The sequence below is a fragment of the Lichenihabitans sp. Uapishka_5 genome, from assembly GCF_033947565.1.
GTDB lineage: Bacteria > Pseudomonadota > Alphaproteobacteria > Rhizobiales > Beijerinckiaceae > Lichenihabitans.
On the sequence record NZ_JARPVX010000088.1, the window covers coordinates 1 to 15,003 of the forward strand.

General features: G+C 64.9%; 21 protein-coding genes. 17 read left to right on the plus strand and 4 right to left on the minus strand.

Features of this window, described 5'->3' with window-relative positions; translation table 11 throughout:
• Positions 1-605 precede the first annotated feature (605 nt).
• The 5 genes from P7D22_RS19520 to P7D22_RS23570 all read left to right on the plus strand — a co-directional run bounded on the left by P7D22_RS19520 (position 606) and on the right by P7D22_RS23570 (position 3,321).
• Complete coding sequence (locus P7D22_RS19520) at positions 606-845, plus strand: helix-turn-helix domain-containing protein (RefSeq protein WP_319935928.1); 240 nt, start codon at positions 606-608, stop codon at positions 843-845.
• A gap of 279 nt (positions 846-1,124) precedes the next feature.
• Positions 1,125-1,346 carry a hypothetical protein gene (locus P7D22_RS19525; protein WP_319935929.1) on the plus strand — a complete coding sequence of 74 codons (222 nt, stop codon included), beginning with the start codon at positions 1,125-1,127 and terminating at the stop codon, positions 1,344-1,346.
• A 215-nt stretch (positions 1,347-1,561) separates the two neighbouring features.
• The gene (locus P7D22_RS19530) at positions 1,562-2,197 is read left to right on the plus strand and encodes a helix-turn-helix domain-containing protein (RefSeq protein WP_319935930.1); all 636 of its coding nucleotides are present in this window, start codon (positions 1,562-1,564) and stop codon (positions 2,195-2,197) included.
• A gap of 82 nt (positions 2,198-2,279) precedes the next feature.
• Positions 2,280-2,753 carry a hypothetical protein gene (locus tag P7D22_RS19535; protein WP_319935931.1) on the plus strand — a complete coding sequence of 158 codons (474 nt, stop codon included), beginning with the start codon at positions 2,280-2,282 and terminating at the stop codon, positions 2,751-2,753.
• 136 nt (positions 2,754-2,889) lie between these two features.
• Complete coding sequence (locus P7D22_RS23570; protein ID WP_442916120.1) at positions 2,890-3,321, plus strand: type II toxin-antitoxin system PemK/MazF family toxin; 432 nt, start codon at positions 2,890-2,892, stop codon at positions 3,319-3,321.
• 528 nt (positions 3,322-3,849) lie between these two features.
• Here P7D22_RS23570 and P7D22_RS19540 read toward each other — a convergent pair.
• Positions 3,850-4,395, minus strand: a complete 546-nt coding sequence (locus P7D22_RS19540) for a recombinase family protein (RefSeq protein WP_319935932.1) — start codon at positions 4,393-4,395, stop codon at positions 3,850-3,852.
• A gap of 253 nt (positions 4,396-4,648) precedes the next feature.
• Here P7D22_RS19540 and P7D22_RS19545 point away from each other — a divergent pair, with 253 nt between their 5' ends.
• Positions 4,649-5,425, plus strand: a complete 777-nt coding sequence (locus P7D22_RS19545) for a class I SAM-dependent methyltransferase (RefSeq protein WP_319935933.1) — start codon at positions 4,649-4,651, stop codon at positions 5,423-5,425.
• A gap of 197 nt (positions 5,426-5,622) precedes the next feature.
• Here the strand turns inward: P7D22_RS19545 and P7D22_RS19550 are convergent, their stop codons facing one another.
• Positions 5,623-6,069 (minus strand): toll/interleukin-1 receptor domain-containing protein, encoded by a 447-nt coding sequence (locus P7D22_RS19550; RefSeq protein ID WP_319935934.1) that lies wholly within the window; start codon positions 6,067-6,069, stop codon positions 5,623-5,625.
• A 572-nt stretch (positions 6,070-6,641) separates the two neighbouring features.
• Between P7D22_RS19550 and P7D22_RS19555 the strand changes: the two genes are divergently transcribed.
• The 8 genes from P7D22_RS19555 to P7D22_RS19590 all read left to right on the plus strand — a co-directional run bounded on the left by P7D22_RS19555 (position 6,642) and on the right by P7D22_RS19590 (position 10,938).
• Positions 6,642-7,613 carry a site-specific integrase gene (locus tag P7D22_RS19555; RefSeq protein ID WP_319935935.1) on the plus strand — a complete coding sequence of 324 codons (972 nt, stop codon included), beginning with the start codon at positions 6,642-6,644 and terminating at the stop codon, positions 7,611-7,613.
• Between the two features lie 2 nt (positions 7,614-7,615).
• The gene (locus tag P7D22_RS19560; RefSeq protein ID WP_319935936.1) at positions 7,616-8,026 is read left to right on the plus strand and encodes a hypothetical protein; all 411 of its coding nucleotides are present in this window, start codon (positions 7,616-7,618) and stop codon (positions 8,024-8,026) included.
• Positions 8,023-8,226, plus strand: a complete 204-nt coding sequence (locus P7D22_RS19565) for a hypothetical protein (protein ID WP_319935937.1) — start codon at positions 8,023-8,025, stop codon at positions 8,224-8,226. The genes P7D22_RS19560 and P7D22_RS19565 overlap by 4 nt, the downstream gene beginning before the upstream one ends.
• Positions 8,227-8,417: 191 nt before the next feature.
• Entirely contained in the window at positions 8,418-8,735 is a 318-nt protein-coding gene (locus P7D22_RS19570; RefSeq protein WP_319935938.1) for a hypothetical protein, read from the plus strand.
• A gap of 270 nt (positions 8,736-9,005) precedes the next feature.
• Entirely contained in the window at positions 9,006-9,641 is a 636-nt protein-coding gene (locus tag P7D22_RS19575) for a hypothetical protein (RefSeq protein WP_319935939.1), read from the plus strand.
• Entirely contained in the window at positions 9,638-10,270 is a 633-nt protein-coding gene (locus P7D22_RS19580) for a hypothetical protein (RefSeq protein ID WP_319935940.1), read from the plus strand. The genes P7D22_RS19575 and P7D22_RS19580 overlap by 4 nt, the downstream gene beginning before the upstream one ends.
• The gene (locus P7D22_RS19585; protein ID WP_319935941.1) at positions 10,260-10,613 is read left to right on the plus strand and encodes a hypothetical protein; all 354 of its coding nucleotides are present in this window, start codon (positions 10,260-10,262) and stop codon (positions 10,611-10,613) included. Before P7D22_RS19580 ends, P7D22_RS19585 begins: the two co-directional genes overlap by 11 nt.
• A 70-nt stretch (positions 10,614-10,683) precedes the next feature.
• Positions 10,684-10,938, plus strand: a complete 255-nt coding sequence (locus P7D22_RS19590; protein ID WP_319935942.1) for a hypothetical protein — start codon at positions 10,684-10,686, stop codon at positions 10,936-10,938.
• Between the two features lie 312 nt (positions 10,939-11,250).
• Here the strand turns inward: P7D22_RS19590 and P7D22_RS23575 are convergent, their stop codons facing one another.
• Positions 11,251-11,616, minus strand: coding sequence for a 4-fold beta flower protein (locus P7D22_RS23575; protein ID WP_442916121.1), 366 nt, complete (start codon positions 11,614-11,616; stop codon positions 11,251-11,253).
• A gap of 345 nt (positions 11,617-11,961) precedes the next feature.
• Here P7D22_RS23575 and P7D22_RS19595 point away from each other — a divergent pair, with 345 nt between their 5' ends.
• The 3 genes from P7D22_RS19595 (at position 11,962) to P7D22_RS19605 (ending at position 14,345) form a co-directional block, all read left to right on the plus strand.
• Entirely contained in the window at positions 11,962-12,330 is a 369-nt protein-coding gene (locus tag P7D22_RS19595; protein WP_319935943.1) for a hypothetical protein, read from the plus strand.
• Between the two features lie 54 nt (positions 12,331-12,384).
• Positions 12,385-13,323: a hypothetical protein gene (locus P7D22_RS19600; RefSeq protein ID WP_319935944.1), complete on the plus strand. Its 939-nt coding sequence runs from the start codon at positions 12,385-12,387 to the stop codon at positions 13,321-13,323.
• 506 nt (positions 13,324-13,829) lie between these two features.
• Entirely contained in the window at positions 13,830-14,345 is a 516-nt protein-coding gene (locus tag P7D22_RS19605) for a hypothetical protein (protein ID WP_319935945.1), read from the plus strand.
• Here the strand turns inward: P7D22_RS19605 and P7D22_RS19610 are convergent.
• Positions 14,314-14,904, minus strand: coding sequence for a hypothetical protein (locus tag P7D22_RS19610; protein WP_319935946.1), 591 nt, complete (start codon positions 14,902-14,904; stop codon positions 14,314-14,316). The genes P7D22_RS19605 and P7D22_RS19610 overlap by 32 nt on opposite strands.
• Positions 14,905-15,003 lie beyond the last annotated feature (99 nt).

Below are 15,003 nucleotides of genomic sequence, written 5' to 3' on the forward strand. Positions count from 1 at the left end.
AGCCGTTCGAACGGCTGCACCTCGGGATTGATGCGGTCGCCCAGCCTGCGGAGGCGGGCATCGATGCGGGCGCGGATCGCCAGCAGCCGGGCATGTTCCTCGACTGAGTCGTGAAAGCGGGGACGGTTATGCATGGTCGCCCTCCACGGCCTTGGCCGCATGCTCTAGGATTGAAGCAGCCTCGCCACTGTCCTTCAGGGCAAACGCCAGAAGGTTGCAGCTGCTATTGCTCAGCGTTCCGTCGTGCCTTCGCAGGCTCACGAACAGCTCGATGGCGATGGTGGCCCGACACGCCGCTGTGGATGCGAGATCCTCAAGCCGATTTGTTTCAGTAGGGGCTTTAGCCACGGCGGCGCCCTCCAGAAATGATCGTCACGTATAGTCCCAGGCCGGCCGATACGGCCGACCAGAAGACGGCGCCCGCCAGCAGGCCGCAGCTATAAGCCCGTTGCTTGCGTGTCATGCGACTCCAGGCCAGCCGTCTCCGTTCGCGATCCATCCTCATGGTGCGTTGCCCTTTTCGTAGTTTCGGTTACACCTTTAGTTAAGTTGTGCCACGTACGGTGGTCAAGCTATAAGATTAACGAAACAGCTAAAGGTGTATTTTGAACTTCACGGGAGAGCAGATCCGGGGCGCGCGGGCGATGGTCCGCATAGAGCAGGGTGATTTGGCTTCCCGAGCAGGGGTGTCGGTCGACACCATCAAGCGGATTGAGAGGACGGTCGGCTTGGTGTCAGCCAACGTACAAACACTCTCGGCAATTGTGCGCGCCCTTGAGGCCGCCGGCGTCGAGTTCATCCCCGAGAACGGTGGCGGCGCTGGGGTGCGGCTGCGGAAGGCCTGAACTCGTCCGCGATGTGTGCGGACTTTCCTCCAGGGGGAAGAACAAGCCCGCTCGGCCCTCCATGCTACGGGTCGTTAACCCTCCCCAAGCTGAATAAATTAACGGGGAATCAATGGCGAGTCTTCGCCGCGTTAACGTAGGCGGTCGAGAGTCGAATACATAAGCAACAGGGCTGTGGATAACTGCCTAGACTCTCCACTTTCCCCTAGAAGTTTGGACTCGACTCCAGGGTGCAAGCGGAGTCACAAACTTATTCTCTAAGTGCTGGGGAACAACTTCATGATACCGGCAGGTGCGCTGGCGACGTTGGCGGTCCTGAAGCTTTCGCCCGATCAATCGGCCGGCGTCGCGCACGTCATGGTCGAGATCGAGGAAGCCACGGCCATCGATGTGGCGCGCCGCATGCGCGAGGGCTCAAGGGCCTATCGGCGCTGGTGCCGGGGTTTCGGCGGTTTGACACACCGCCGCAGGCTAGGCGTGATGTGCGATCAGGCCGGGTGATTCACCGGGCCACCAACGGAGACCATTGGCCACGTAGGACGTGAAACGAGAAGAGCCCCAGGCTTGCCGGCCTAGGGCTCTTGATATCGATGAGGGCCATCACAACCCCTGCACCTGTGAGGCTCTCATGACTCGGACTCCGAGTCAACGCGGAAGCGTCACTTCCGTGGACGGTAGAGCTTTGCGCCAGCGCGGCCCCGATAGGGGTGCGAGGCATGTTGAAACGCATAGGCCGAGGGCGGCGTGAGAAGCTCTTCGGCGACGGCCGTCCGGTCCCGCTGGACCGGAACGGCAAGGCCCGCCTTATGGTGCTGGCCAGAGCGCTTGTGCGCCGCACCGAGCCGGGCCGCGCCTATGGAGCCGTCACGGCCAAGGCGCTGGCCGTTTTGGAGGCGCTGCTCTTCGGCTTCCACAACGCCGACTCCGGCAAGTGCTTCCCCGGATACGCCCGTATCGCCGAGAAGGCCGGCTGCGCCGCGTCAACCGTGGGCGAGGCCATCCGCATGCTGGAGCGGGCTGGGCTGCTGACCTGGGTCAACCGCCTTGCCCGTATCAGGCGCCACCAGGAGGGTCTGGGATGGCGTGTCCGCGTGATCCGCACGTCGAACAGCTACCGTTTCATCGACCCTCAGGCTGCGGGACGTTCCCAGCCCCCAGCGGTTCGGCCACGCCAATCTTCTAAAACCGATTTGCCGTCAGGAACCGGAATCCAAGAGGATTCACTATCAGACGCGCCTGAACGGCGCGGCTCATTGCAAGGGGAACAGGTCGGAAATGCCGTTGAAGCGGCACTCGCGCGGCTCGGGAAACTCGTCCGGAAGGACAGCGCACTTCCGAAGACCGCCTCATGACGACAGAATCGCTCAAGGAGTCAGCCGACGGGCTGACAGCATCGGCGGCCGTGCATCCTGACCGTTCCAGGAGGGAGGCACGATGATCGACGATTTAGAGGCTACGGTCCTCCATTGGGTCGAGGACCATAGCCATTGGGAAGGCGTGCCGTGGGAGGACTGGAAAAACTTCGTGGGCATCCTGGCGTCCAGCGTAGGCCTGCCGGGCCTCTCCGCGGGGGTCCATCACTTCGCGATCGCCGTCTCCGAAAATGGCGAAACGCTGAACATCATCCCCCACAAGGTTCTCCTGCAGGATGATGGCCGCCGTGGGCCGGACAACTTCGCAGGCTGGACGCGAGAGGATTACGCCGAGAACCGGCGCCTTTACGGCCTGCGCAAGATGACAAAAGTCGATGAGCGGAGCCTGGCCGCGCTGCGGGCGAAAGGCGGGCGCTGGTACGATCCTCCGCCGGACTCGATCGCGCCGCTCCGGCAGGCCCTGCCGTACCTGGTCCAGGTCGGGAGCGCAGCAGAACGCTTCCTCCTGGAAGTCGGACAGGCGTCGGCCGCATGACGCCAGCATTTCAGAAGCCGAGCGAACTGCTAACGGCCTCCAACTCGGATTGCGACAGACGGAACCCGAGCTGCGGAAATCCGCGTGCTTCGACGACGACTTTCTGTTCCGTGCGCATGAAATCGGATAACCGACCATGAGGATCAGCTTCACCCCGCGCCGTGGCGCCGTCCTGATCTGCGACTTCGGCCCTGAGCGATGGGCGGCGCCTCGGCCGACCACATTAGGCCCGATCGGCGTTCGGCCAGAGATCCCGAAGCAGCGCCGGTGCATCATCGTCTCGCCAGAAGGACAGAACGCCCGGGGTCGGGATGGTCTCGGATTGTGTGTCGCTGTTCCGCTCAGCGCGACGCCCGCCGCTGAGGGCGATCCCACGGCAGTCCTCATCCCAGCCGGCCGGTACAGGAGCATCACGGTCGACGTGTGGGCGAAGTGCTCCATGCTAGCCTCGGTTTCTCATGCGCGCCTGACGCGGCCGAACATCCGAGGCCACTACGTTTCGGAGTGGTTCGCGGCCTCCGATATGGAGCGGATCGATGCCGCGCTCCGGGCCAGTCTGGGGCTATAGCCAGGGTTATTGATTTGGCAGGCAAGGACGCTTATCTTTGCAATGTCCTGTTAGGGCGCGTCGCGGCTAGAACCCATGGCGTTGCTCAAGGCGGGTTTGGAGGATCTGAGGTAGCGCGCAAGCGCGCCCGCTTTGGTGGGTGCGAATTTCAGGTCCCAAAGCAAAGGCCCTTACGCCGCAAGCGTGAGGGCCTTTCTGTTTCAGGATAGCCCGATATTGATAGTCCGAATTGGCACGTATCTTGCCCTGTGGAAATAGTCCGAAGCAGTCCGCCTGCGTGCACTCCTGCCGTTGTCAATGGCCCGAACAAGAGTCAAGGATGCGCGGCCGATTGGTAGGTCGAAACCATAGGCGGCCTCAACCCCGATGGCAGGAACCATCGGGGAAGGGGGGAGTGCCACGCGCGGTTCCTGGCGGATCATGTGTGCGGTGTCAGGGCACATCCGTTCAGGGCCGCGCGCCGTCACAATATCCGAGACATGAATCCCGAGTCGAATGCCTCTTCGTGAGAAGGGCGCGCGTCCACAGCTATTTTTGTACGCTCAGGACTCTGTAAACGCTTGCGCGGCCAATGCTTAGCTGCTGTGCGATCTCCGTCGCCCCGAGCCCCTGACCCCGCAACTCACGCACCTTCACCACGTCAATGGTCGGTTTACGGCCCTCGTAGACGCCTTCGGCCTTTGCCTTGGCGATCCCTTCGGCCTGGCGCTCGCGCCGAAGGTTCGTCTCGAACTCCGCAAACACCCCCAGCATGTCGAGGAACGCCTTGCCGGCCGCGGTCGAGGTGTCGATCGGTTGCTCCGTCGCTTTCAGAGCCACGCCCTTTGCCTTGAGGGCGCGAACGATATCCTGCAGGTCGCCGATCGAGCGCGCCAGACGGTCGATGCGCGTGACCATCAGCGTGTCGCCCTTGCGCATAAAGGTCAGCAGCGCGTCCATCTCGTGCCGGCCGGTGCGGCTCGTGCCCGAGACGGTCTCTGCCCGGACCTCGACGCAGCCGGCGGCCGTCAGCGCCGCGCGCTGGATCGCCAGATCCTGATCGGTGGTGCTGACGCGCGCGTAGCCGTAGATCATGGGCAGGGTGTCTCGCTAGGCTCTAGACCGCCTTGGCGTAGCGTCTCGGAAGCCAGGAAACAACCCTGATGGGACGCGGAAACTGTCTCGCGCTGGTGCCTCGCTGCGGTATACCCAAATGGGCGAGGCGGTTAGCCAGAGATGCATAGCCGAGGCGACGGTGAGCATGGCGACTTACCGTTGAGTAGGCGACTTGGGATCAAGCGGCCAAGCCTTTACTGTGTATCGGAGATGGCGCGAGGATCTGAACTAGATGGCTAATCTGATCAAATTCGAGACCCGTGCACCGTCTGCGCAAACGGCTGTGGACGTGTTCCGTGATCGGTGGGCCTGCGACTTGCACCCCCTGCTCGGAGTCGACGGCACAGGCCCCAACCTCCTCTTCACCCAAGATCAGCGTCCCCGTCTAGCTGCGCAGGCGCTGGGTCGCGCCGACTACCAGGGCATGAAGATCTTGGAGATTGGACCGCTAGAAGCGGCCCACACCTACATTCTTGAAACGATGGGTGCCGAAAGCGTCACAACGGTCGAGGCCAGCGCAGAGGCATGGTTGAAATGCCTGATCGTCAAAGAGCTGCTCGGGCTTAAACGTTCGACCTTCTTGTTCGGTAACGCCCTCGAATTCCTGGCGAACAGCAGCGAACGCTTCGACCTCGTTTTTTGCTCGGGCGTTCTCTACCACATGTCGGATCCGGCCCGGCTCATACGCGCTATGGCAGATGCTGCGGACAACTGCTTCGTGTGGACGCACGTCTACAACCCCGAGCGTCATCCAGTGCCGTTTACGCCTACCCAGGTGGAGCGCGAGGGCATTCAGCTCCGGTACTGGAGCCACACCTATGGCCAAAAGGAAGAGGTGTTCTGGGGTGGCGTCGACCAAACCGCGGTTTGGCTCACGAGCCAGGATATGGTCCGAGCGTTCAAGGCAAGCGGCTTATCGGACGTTACGATCATAGAGGATCAGCCGAACCACCCGAATGGGCCAGCTGTCATGTTCATGGCACGAAGACCCCTGTCTAACGCCATATGAAAGTGCATGGCCAGATGCATGCGAGATCACGCATTTCGATGTGGGGCTGCCTCAGCAAAGCCTCTGCACGATCTGTCTCGAATTAGAAAACCTATGCTAAAGAAACGCGTGTGTCCGTTTGAGTATACCCAAACAGAATAGTTGCAGAGAATATCTGCAACTATCATCAACGATGGGGCGTGCCTTGCACGCACCAGTCAGTCGGAAAGCTTGACCAACTCGGCGATCTTGCCGGCAATGCTGGTCATCGACTCCTCAGCACTGCTCAGGCCGGTTCGTGAGCCGAGGAGCGGACTGACCTCGCGCAGGGCGTCATAGGTCGTGCCATGCACGACAGGCACGAGCTGCTCACGCGCCAGCAGCGCGGAAAGCTCCTTGTCCGCTATGCCCTCGGCATTGAGGCGCTGCAGGAAGGCTGGCGTCACCAGCACGATGCCGATCCTCGAATTTGCCAGCCCCTTGTCGATGGCACGCATCAGCGGCACCCCAAGGGCAATATCCTTCTCGCTGAACCACACCTTGACACCTGCCGATGTGAGCAGGCCGTCCAACTCCTTAGCCACCCCTTGCCTGTCATCCCATGCATGGCAGAGGAAGACATCTCGCAGGTCGATTGTGGCCCGCTCTTCGATCTGATCGCGCACCGGTGTGAGCGCACGTATCTGGGTAGGTGTGTAAACGAGGGACGAGTCCGACTTCGACCAGCGCGGTTTAGGGCTGCTACTGCCACCGCTTGACCCGCCCCCGGTGCTGTGACTGCCTCCGCTTCCCTGGAAGGAATAGGACGGGGTTGCATAAGAGCGGCCATAGCCGCCGAACCGGGATCGGCCGCCACACGCGGGGCATTCATCCCTGCCGCTCGCTGTCCGGTGGCCGTATTTTGGTGCTGTGCATCGTGCCATGTAGTTACGTCCTGAAAAGGCCGGCGAGCGCCGGTAAGCAATGCTCCTCAAATGGCGACGCTCACGCTGGTCTGCAAGAAACGGCTATGCTTCTCGGGCACAATTCCGCTTGACGCGGCACGAAAACTTGACAATCTCCCGAACGGTCCACCGCGCCTGGATGGACCCGACCCGAGCCCGGAGCTGTAAAGCTGCCGGGCTTTGTTTTGTCTGCTCGCCATCCGGGCGGGTCCCTTGTCCGATCTCAGAGATAGATCGTGACCGATAATGTTCCTTCCCGGCCGCAATAGCAGGCCGTTTCCGAGATCCTGACCATGACCTCCGCCGTGCTTGCTTCGCTCGGCGAAGCCTACGTGCGCCCTGGTGCGCAGATCGAGCTTGGGCTCGCCTCGGCAAAAAACTATGCCCGAGCCGAGAAATCCGATGCGACTCAACGCGCCTATGCGAGCGACTTTTCGGCGTTCAGGGCCTGGTGCGAGTCCGTGAACGCGGTCGCCCTTCCGGCCGACCAGGCGACGGTTGCGGCCTATCTCGCCTCTTTGGCCGATGCCGGACTGAAGGTTTCGACCATCACGCGGCGAGCTGCTGCCATCAGCTTCGCGCACAAGGCCCACGGCCACGATAGTCCTACGGCGCAAAAGGCCGTGAAGTCGGTCATGCGGGGCATTCGGCGCTCGATCGGCACGGCTGTGGACGCCAAGGCGCCGGCCACGGCCAAGACGATCACGGCCATGCTGAAGCGGGCACCTGGCACGCTGGCCGGCAAACGCGATCGGGCGTTGCTGCTGATCGGCTTCGCCGCCGCGCTACGCCGATCCGAGCTGGTTGCCCTCAACGTGGCAGACATCGAGCGCCAGCCCGAAGGCATCATCATTCGCATTCGGAAGAGTAAGACCGATCAGGAAGGCAGCGGCCATGAAGTGGCGATCCCGCGCGGATCGAAGCTGAGGCCGGTCGAGGCTCTGGACGCATGGCTCTCGGCGGCCGGTATCACCGAAGGGCCGCTGTTTCGGCCCGTGAACAAGGGCGACCGCCTCCAGCCTGGTCGACTCGAGGACCGAGCCGTGGCGCGCATCGTGAAGCGATACGCGATCGGCGCGAAGCTCGATCCATCCGCCTTCTCGGGACACTCGCTCCGAGCCGGGTTCGTCACCTCGGCGCTCGAAACCGGGGCCGACCTCCTGAAGGTCATGGCCCAGACGCGGCATCGAAGTGTCGAGACCGTCCGCAAGTATGACCGGCGCGCCCGCATTTGGCAGGACCATGCCGGCAAGGGGTTCCTCTGACCATGGCCACCATCACGGATGAAACCTACTTCGGGAATGTCAGCGGCGAGCATCCGATATTTGTGGTGCGGGGAAACGATCCCTATGGCCAGCGCGTGCGCGAGGAGTTCACAACGCGCGCAGCGGCCGAGCGTTTCCGGGACCGCGTTTGGCCGAAGCCTGTGCAGCGCGCCCGGCCGGAGCCGGCTCGCGAGCCCTGCAGCTTCTCGGGCGACCTCCGCCGCATGATCGATGAGGGCACCAAGATGCACCTTGCGAAGGGCGACGCCTACCTCGGCGCTGTGCGCCAAGTGAGCGGCGGCTACGAGATCGAACGGCCTGGCCTGCCGGCGCCTATCGTGGTCCGCGCCTGGGATGCGGTGATGAGCTTCGCCGCGGGAGTCACCCGCGTCAGCGATAGGGACCCGCGATGATGCGCCGGCTGCTCGCGCGGTTTGGCGCGGCCCTGGTGCGGCTCGACCAGCCCGATCCCAAGCCCACGCCCGACGCGAACGATGGTCGGTACGGCTTTGAGGAACACAAGCGCTGGCGGGGACCGGACGTTCCGTCCCGCCTCGGCTGGCTGGAGCGTAAGCCCGAGCGCCCGTTCCGCTCGGACAACGACCTCTTCTAACCTTCGGCCGTGGCGATCCGCCCGGCCTCATCAACGCGCGTGCCTCTTCTTGCGGGCGTCGCCGGCCCGCCCAACAGCGGGAAGCCCTTCTCTCCGGCACGCGCCGAGGTGGAGACAAGGAGGGCATGGCCGGCATCATCCAACCTTCCGGCCCGCCTCGCGCGGGCCTTGCCTTGTCTGGACCTCGACCGATGCACAGCATCCACCATCCCGAAGCTACCGCCATCATCGCGGTTACGTCGGCCGACAGCCGTGCCATCGCGGTGGCGGCTCGCAAAGAGCTTGCCGGCGGCCGTCCCGTGAACATCCTGTTCGATCATAAGGGCGAGCGGTCGCTCGTGGCGCGCATCATCCGGTACGCGCGTGATGACTTTTATGTCGGCCACGCCTCGCAGCTCGCAACCCGTCACACCGGAGCGGGTCACGCCGTGATGGCTGCGGTGGAGCGCCTGGAGCGGCACGAGCGCGAGGCGATCTCGCCCAAGCACGCGCGGCTCGGACGGGCCTGACGGCCGAGCCAGGGCCACCCAGCCCCACCCCGTCGCGGGTCCCTCCCCAGGGGTCGCGCCCCCGCGGGGAACGCGCCACCGCACTCGACCGGTGTCTCCCAAATTTTCAAACGCGATTTTATCTTTATGTCTGGCCTCGGCGCCGTGATCGGCCGGCCGGAAATCCCCACGCACCATCAATAACTTGCACGCGCGCTCCGGCGCGCTTGCGCGTGCCGTGGAAGTAAAGTCGCGCCCTCTCTCCCTGTTTTCAGACCGAAAGGACCGTTCGTGAAACTTCCGACCTTCCGCGCCCTTCGCGCAAAGCTCACTACGTCCAGCGACGTTGCCGAGGCACTGACGACGAACGCCGCGCAGCTCGCGTCCGCCCGCGGCGAGATGGCCGACCTGGAGGCGATGCGGCCGGGTCTCCTTTTGAACGCCGAGGACTCGGCCGTCGACGCCCATGAGGCACGCCTGGTGGACGTGCGGCGCCTGGTGGCACGCCTGGAGGCCCGCAGCGAGGCGCTGGAGGTGGAGCTGGCCGAGGTCGGCGCGCGTGAGGCCGAAGCGGCCCTGACCAAGCGTCGGATCGATGCGCAGACCAAGGCCGATGCGGCCCGGGCTTGGCTGCACGGCCGCTACGCCGTCATTGCCCGCGAACTGGTCGAGGGCATCGCGGCCATCCAAGAGGCCGAGGCCGAGGCGCAGCGAGCAAGCACCGCCCTGGCGGAGGCTGGCCAGCCAGGCCAGGTGCTCGGGGTCGAGTGCCTCACTACCTTCCACCGGGACGAGGAAGGCAAGACGACCTACATGTCGCCCAACCCATCGATCGTGCAACACCTCCGGTTGCCCGAAATCCGCACCCAGTATGGCGAAGTCGTCGTGCCGGGGTTCAACGACCGTGAACTACAGTTTTGCCTATGAGCGGGCATCCTGAGGCGGCTCCGGACGTGGATGAGCCGGAGGGCGCCTTCACCTTCGATGACCTCCTGGCAGATCAGCAGGATGAGCGCCGCTGGAAAGCCTTCCATGAAGGCGGCCACATTGCGGTCGCATGGGCGATTGGAGCCTATCCGATCAGCGCAGACATCATCGACAAGCCGCCCCGCGGCGGCTTGGCCGTCTACCTTCTCGGCAACGACGGCCACTGCTGTTCCGTAGGGGACGTGACAATCTGCTTTGCGGGACCGGCCGCCGCGAAACGCCATGCGCCTCGGCGCCGTGACGGCGGCGACAGCGACCGTGAGAATATAGCGCGGCACCTCGCGGCGCTCTGCCGGACTCAGGACGTCGCCGCGATCGTAAGTGACCATTGCGAGCGCGAAGCGAAGCGCCTGGTCGATGAGAACTGGGACGCCGTCGAAGCCATAGCCGCCGCCTTGCTGGAGCGCGAGGCGCTGACGGACCTCGACATCGCCGACGTGCTGGCGCCCGTCCGCGCGGCCCGGGAGGATGCGGAACACCGCCGCCAGCGCCGCGCTTGGGCCGCCACCCTGAGCAGTCCCCTTCATCCCTCCATCACAATCGTGGAGCGCACCTACGATGTTCGTTGAGCCCAATTTCTATCGGCCGCCCGTGCCGCCGCTTCGGACACTCGACGCCGGCGGCTATGCCGTGCCGCTCTATGAGCCCCCGATCGGCCACCCGGACAAAGCCGTGTGGATCGGCCTCGACGCCCTGCTCGCCGCCTTGGCGATCCCTGAGGCCAGCCAGACCAGCTTCATCGCCACGGCCGGCCTCGTATCGGCCAATCAGGGCAAGGTCCGGACGATCTCGCCCGTGCTGGCCGACCTCTACATCCACAACGCCGTGCGGTTCGGCTTCGTTTCGGCCGAGCGGGCCGGCGTGATCCGGACGGCGCTTGATCTCCAGGAGGCCAGCCATGCAGCCATTTAAGACGGTCCCGATCGGGTCGGGCTCGCTCGACCTCTGGCCGGCCTTGAGGCCCAGCTATCCGGCGCCGTGGATGCGGATCGACCAGCTCCTGCTCCTCATCGGGCACGATCCTTCAGAGGAGTTGGCCTTCGTCAAGCAGTGGCCCGGTGCGGACAAGGGGCCGTGCATTGTCCGGCTCAACTATCCGGACGGCCGGGCCATCTACCTGGCGCCGAGCGCCGTGGCCGTCGATCTGTTGAACCGGGCGCCAGCCGACCTCGACACGGCCGTGCGCGCGGCGATCGAGGCAGCTTTCACCATCCGGACTGCTGACGCGGGAGCCTGATCGCTTCCGATAACCGCCATTCCCGGTGCCGATCCAGTGTCATGCCTATTTTCCTAGCCGCCGCCGGATAGCCTGTCTGATAGCACCGTAGGCTGCGATGATCCCGAACACGATCGCAGCGACTATCCAGAGTGCCACGAAAGACCAGACAACCGGGGCTGCGGACCCATGCGAATGATAGGGCCGCGCCTCGGCCGCCCTGCTCATCAGCACTGCAACGATAAACAGAACAGGTCGCATTACCGGACCTTTCAGCTACGATTGTAGCGTTCCCCGGCTCGGCCCTTGCGCCAGCCCCGGCGTCAATCCGGACTATCCTGCGGTCCACTCCTCAAATGACAATGGGCTCCAGCCTCCGCTTGGTGCAGCTGGTCGCGCGGGTCGTGCAGGCGTAGCCGGACGAGCTGGGCGTGCAGGTCGCGCCGGTCGTGCAGCGCGGGCCGGCCTTGCTGGTCGCGCCATGCCGCCAACACTGCCAGAAGAGCTCCAGAGAACAGGTCGACCAGACGTGTCCAGGGCGCACAGCCCCTTCAAAGGTCCGAGCCAATCCCCTTTTTCTGCGGACCACAGATGGCCGCCGGCTTCAAAGGCGATCCAGTTGCAGCTCGTGTCGAATAGGTGTCGTCCTGGATCAAACCAACCTTTCAGGTCGGAGTTTCTGTCGAACATGGGCACCATGGCGCACTCCTAATAGGTTCGGCCAAGATGGCGCCTTTACAGGTTCTGCCTATACTCCCCCCATCCAAGCGCCCCGGATCACTCCGGTAAGAGACAGTCACGGCGCCTATACGGACGACAGAACGCCTGAGTGCGTGTGGTGTGAATACGCGCTTCTTGTGGGCATTCCTGCGGGGATCCTTGTGGGCCTTGTGGGCTGCGTCCTTCGCGGAGGCTGGCCATTGCACCGGCCACCGACATCCCCCGTTACTCCCTCACCCTGAAACATATCCGTGCCCGTGACGCGTCACGCCTGTTCGGCCGTGACGTGTCACGCACCTCTGTTCCTGCTATGTACCCCAGGCCGTGCCCTCGACTTTCTGGACTGCCGCCCTCGTAGCCGACCACCTGGTGCAAGCCTTCCGGGTGCTGCCCGGGCGCGCGGTCTTCACGTCGGGCGGCACGTTCCGCGCCTATGACGCGCACCCGTCCACGGCCGACGCCTTCTCATGGGCGCCGCGGTTCCTGGCTGATCACCCCCGGTCCCGGTTACACCTGTTCGCCTGGGCGCGGTGCCGATCGCAGCGGGAGCCCTGGAGCGCCATGTGCCGGGAGATGGGCTGGCCCCTCACCTCGGCCGACACCAGCCGTAAGCTGGCGGCCGAGCTGATCGCGGCCGGGCTCAACCGGGAAGCGACGGAGCGCCACGCGGCCCTCCTCTGTGAAACCTCTTGACGCCCGTGAAATCCGTGCCCGACTGAAGGCGACCTCCTCAATCCGGGGTCTCTCATGACGAAGCCTGCCGCCTCCGCCTCCACCGCCATCCGCAAGCGCGTCATGGACGTGGAGGACGTGATCTCCTGGGCCTTCCGGGACGAGCTGCCGAAGCGCAGCCGCGACCGGGTGAGCGAGCCGTGCCAGGTCTCTCCCATGTTTCGGCTCGGGCAATACGGCGTCCGGATCGATAACTGGCACCGCGAGCCGGGCTTCCCCACCATCATGGGCGACCCGCACCCCGACGCCCTGAAGGTCGAGGCGGCCGTCGAGAGCCTAGCGCGCTTCGTCGAGATGCCGATCGAGGACGGGCTCGACCTCGCGCCGGACCTCGCAGCCTTCGGCATCGACGAGCATGACGCCATGCGCCGGGCCCTGCGCCAGGTCGTCTCCACGACCGTTGGTTTCGCGAAGCTCCGCAAACGCCCCTACTGGCACGACAAGACCTATCCCATGCCCGTCCATACGGACGGCGGCCGGCCGCGCTGCTACCGGTGGGCCACCATGGTCGACGGCACCGTAACGGGCGGCGAGGTGGAATACGAGTGCCTGGTGCCGGTCGAGGGCAACCGCGGCACCTACCCGTCCGGGTCGCACTCGCCCCTCCGGTTCGATCCTGATCCGCGCGGCATGGTCGAGGAGCGGGCCGAATACGCCGCCTGGTGGGCCGCGCTCGACCTCCTGGCGGCCGACCTCTCGGCCCGGCTCGACACCATCGCCGTGCTGCCGCCCTCGGCGCCGCAGCGCCCCTGGATCGACCCAGGCGAAGCCCCCAAGCCGCTCCGCATCTTCGCGGACCTGTCCGACCGCTCCCACATCCACCGAACCCAGGCCCGGCAGACCTATGAGGCGCATCGTGCCCTCGGCGCCCGCCGGCACATTTCGGCACGGTCGAAGGAAGCCCGCCGATCGGCGCCGCGCCGGACCATGCTGCCGGTGGCGCTCCGGGCGTAATACCGGCCGCGTCATGCGCACTCTGTCATTGTGTCATGATGCACAGCGCATAACCGCGACTGGTTATTGCCCCCGGGGGCAATGCACGGCAGACCTCGCCACGATAGATCTTAACCTGAGGCACCCCCCCGCCTGGCCAGCCTTCTTCGTTGCGGCCGAAGAAGGTCGGGCTGTGGCCCTCGACCATTGATCTGGCCACCAAGGCCTGAAACGAAACGGCCCGCGCGGACGGGCAAGTCAGCGCGGGCTAGGGATCTTAGTGACAAGCCTCATTATGGGAGGGAAACCGGCAAAAGCCAAGCGTTTCCCCGCAATCGGATGGGCTTTCACCTTGCGTTAACCATGGATGCGGCACCCCTATACGGGCGCATCCCACCCCGGAATGCGGCCCGCATTCCACCCGGAGTGCCGGCCGTTTATCGTTCTCGATCAGAACGATATTCCACCGCCCGGTGACGCGCCCGGACTCCGCCCCGGAATGCGGCCGGTGACGCGGGGTGCATTCCATGTCGGCCGACCGTTGGCTCAATTACCAGGACGCCGCGACCGCCCTCGGCATGACGCCCGAGTCGGTGCGCCAGCGCGCCCGGCGGGAGCACTGGGGCAAGAAGCTCGGCAACGAGGGTAAGGCCCTGGTGCTGGTGCCACTCGATGCGGCCCGTACTCCACCCGGTGATACGGCCGACGTGCCGCCCGTACACCGCCCGGTGAAACACCCGGAACCCGACCCGGTGCCGCTCCTGCAAGCCCGTATCGCGGAGCTGGAGGACCGGTTGCGTGAAGCGCGTTCCGCCGAGGAACGGGAAAGGGGCGAGCGGCTGGCCGAACGCGAGCGGGCGGAGCAGGCTCACACCCGGGCCGATCGCATCGCAGCCGAGCTGCACGAGTTGGCGCAGCGGTTTGCCGCCTCAATCGAGGATGGACGCGGCCGGGAGCGCGACCTCGAGGCGAAGCTCGAAGCCGCGCGCCGTGAGGCCGAGGCGCACCGGGCTAGGCCGTGGTGGCGCCGCTTGGCGGGGTAGGGCCTGTGGCCATGGCCTTCAGGTCGCGCGCGATCGAGAGCGCGAGCTTTTCGTGGCAGAAGGCCGGCCCGTCGTCGTCCACGCCCTGATCTTCGAAAACCGACGCCTTGGCCAGCACACCGGCCCACGTCGTCGCCCGTATATCCGCTAGGGCGTATATGCTCGCCACCTCAGCGTTTGAAGCGTCATCGTGCTCACGCTCACTTTCAGTGGAGCCGACCTCGGCCGCGATCTCGCGCCAGCGCTCACGCCATGTGTTGTGGTCGCCCCACATCTTGGCGAGGGTTCGCTTGCCGAGTTCGTCCGCGGCCTTGGTCGCTTCGGGTGTGAGGTAGGGCATCGCCGCCAATAGGTCGATCATGGCATCGTTGACGGCTTTACGGCCGGCTTCGTCCGCCGGAGAGACCGGACATTCCCCAAGTTCCACGAAGCGCCAAGCGGTCGCCTCGTCGAGATCGGCGGCTCGCTCGCTGGCAGCGACGTAGGCCTGCTGGCAGCGTCGGGCCTCGACCGCGGCGTCGATGACTGCCTGATCGGCGTTCGGGGCGTTCTCAGCCATGCGCCCCTCCTTCGGCGAGGGTAGCTATCAGCGCGAGGCGGCCGAGCCGTTCGAACGGCTGCACCTCGGGATTGATGCGGTCGCCCAGCCTGCGGAGGC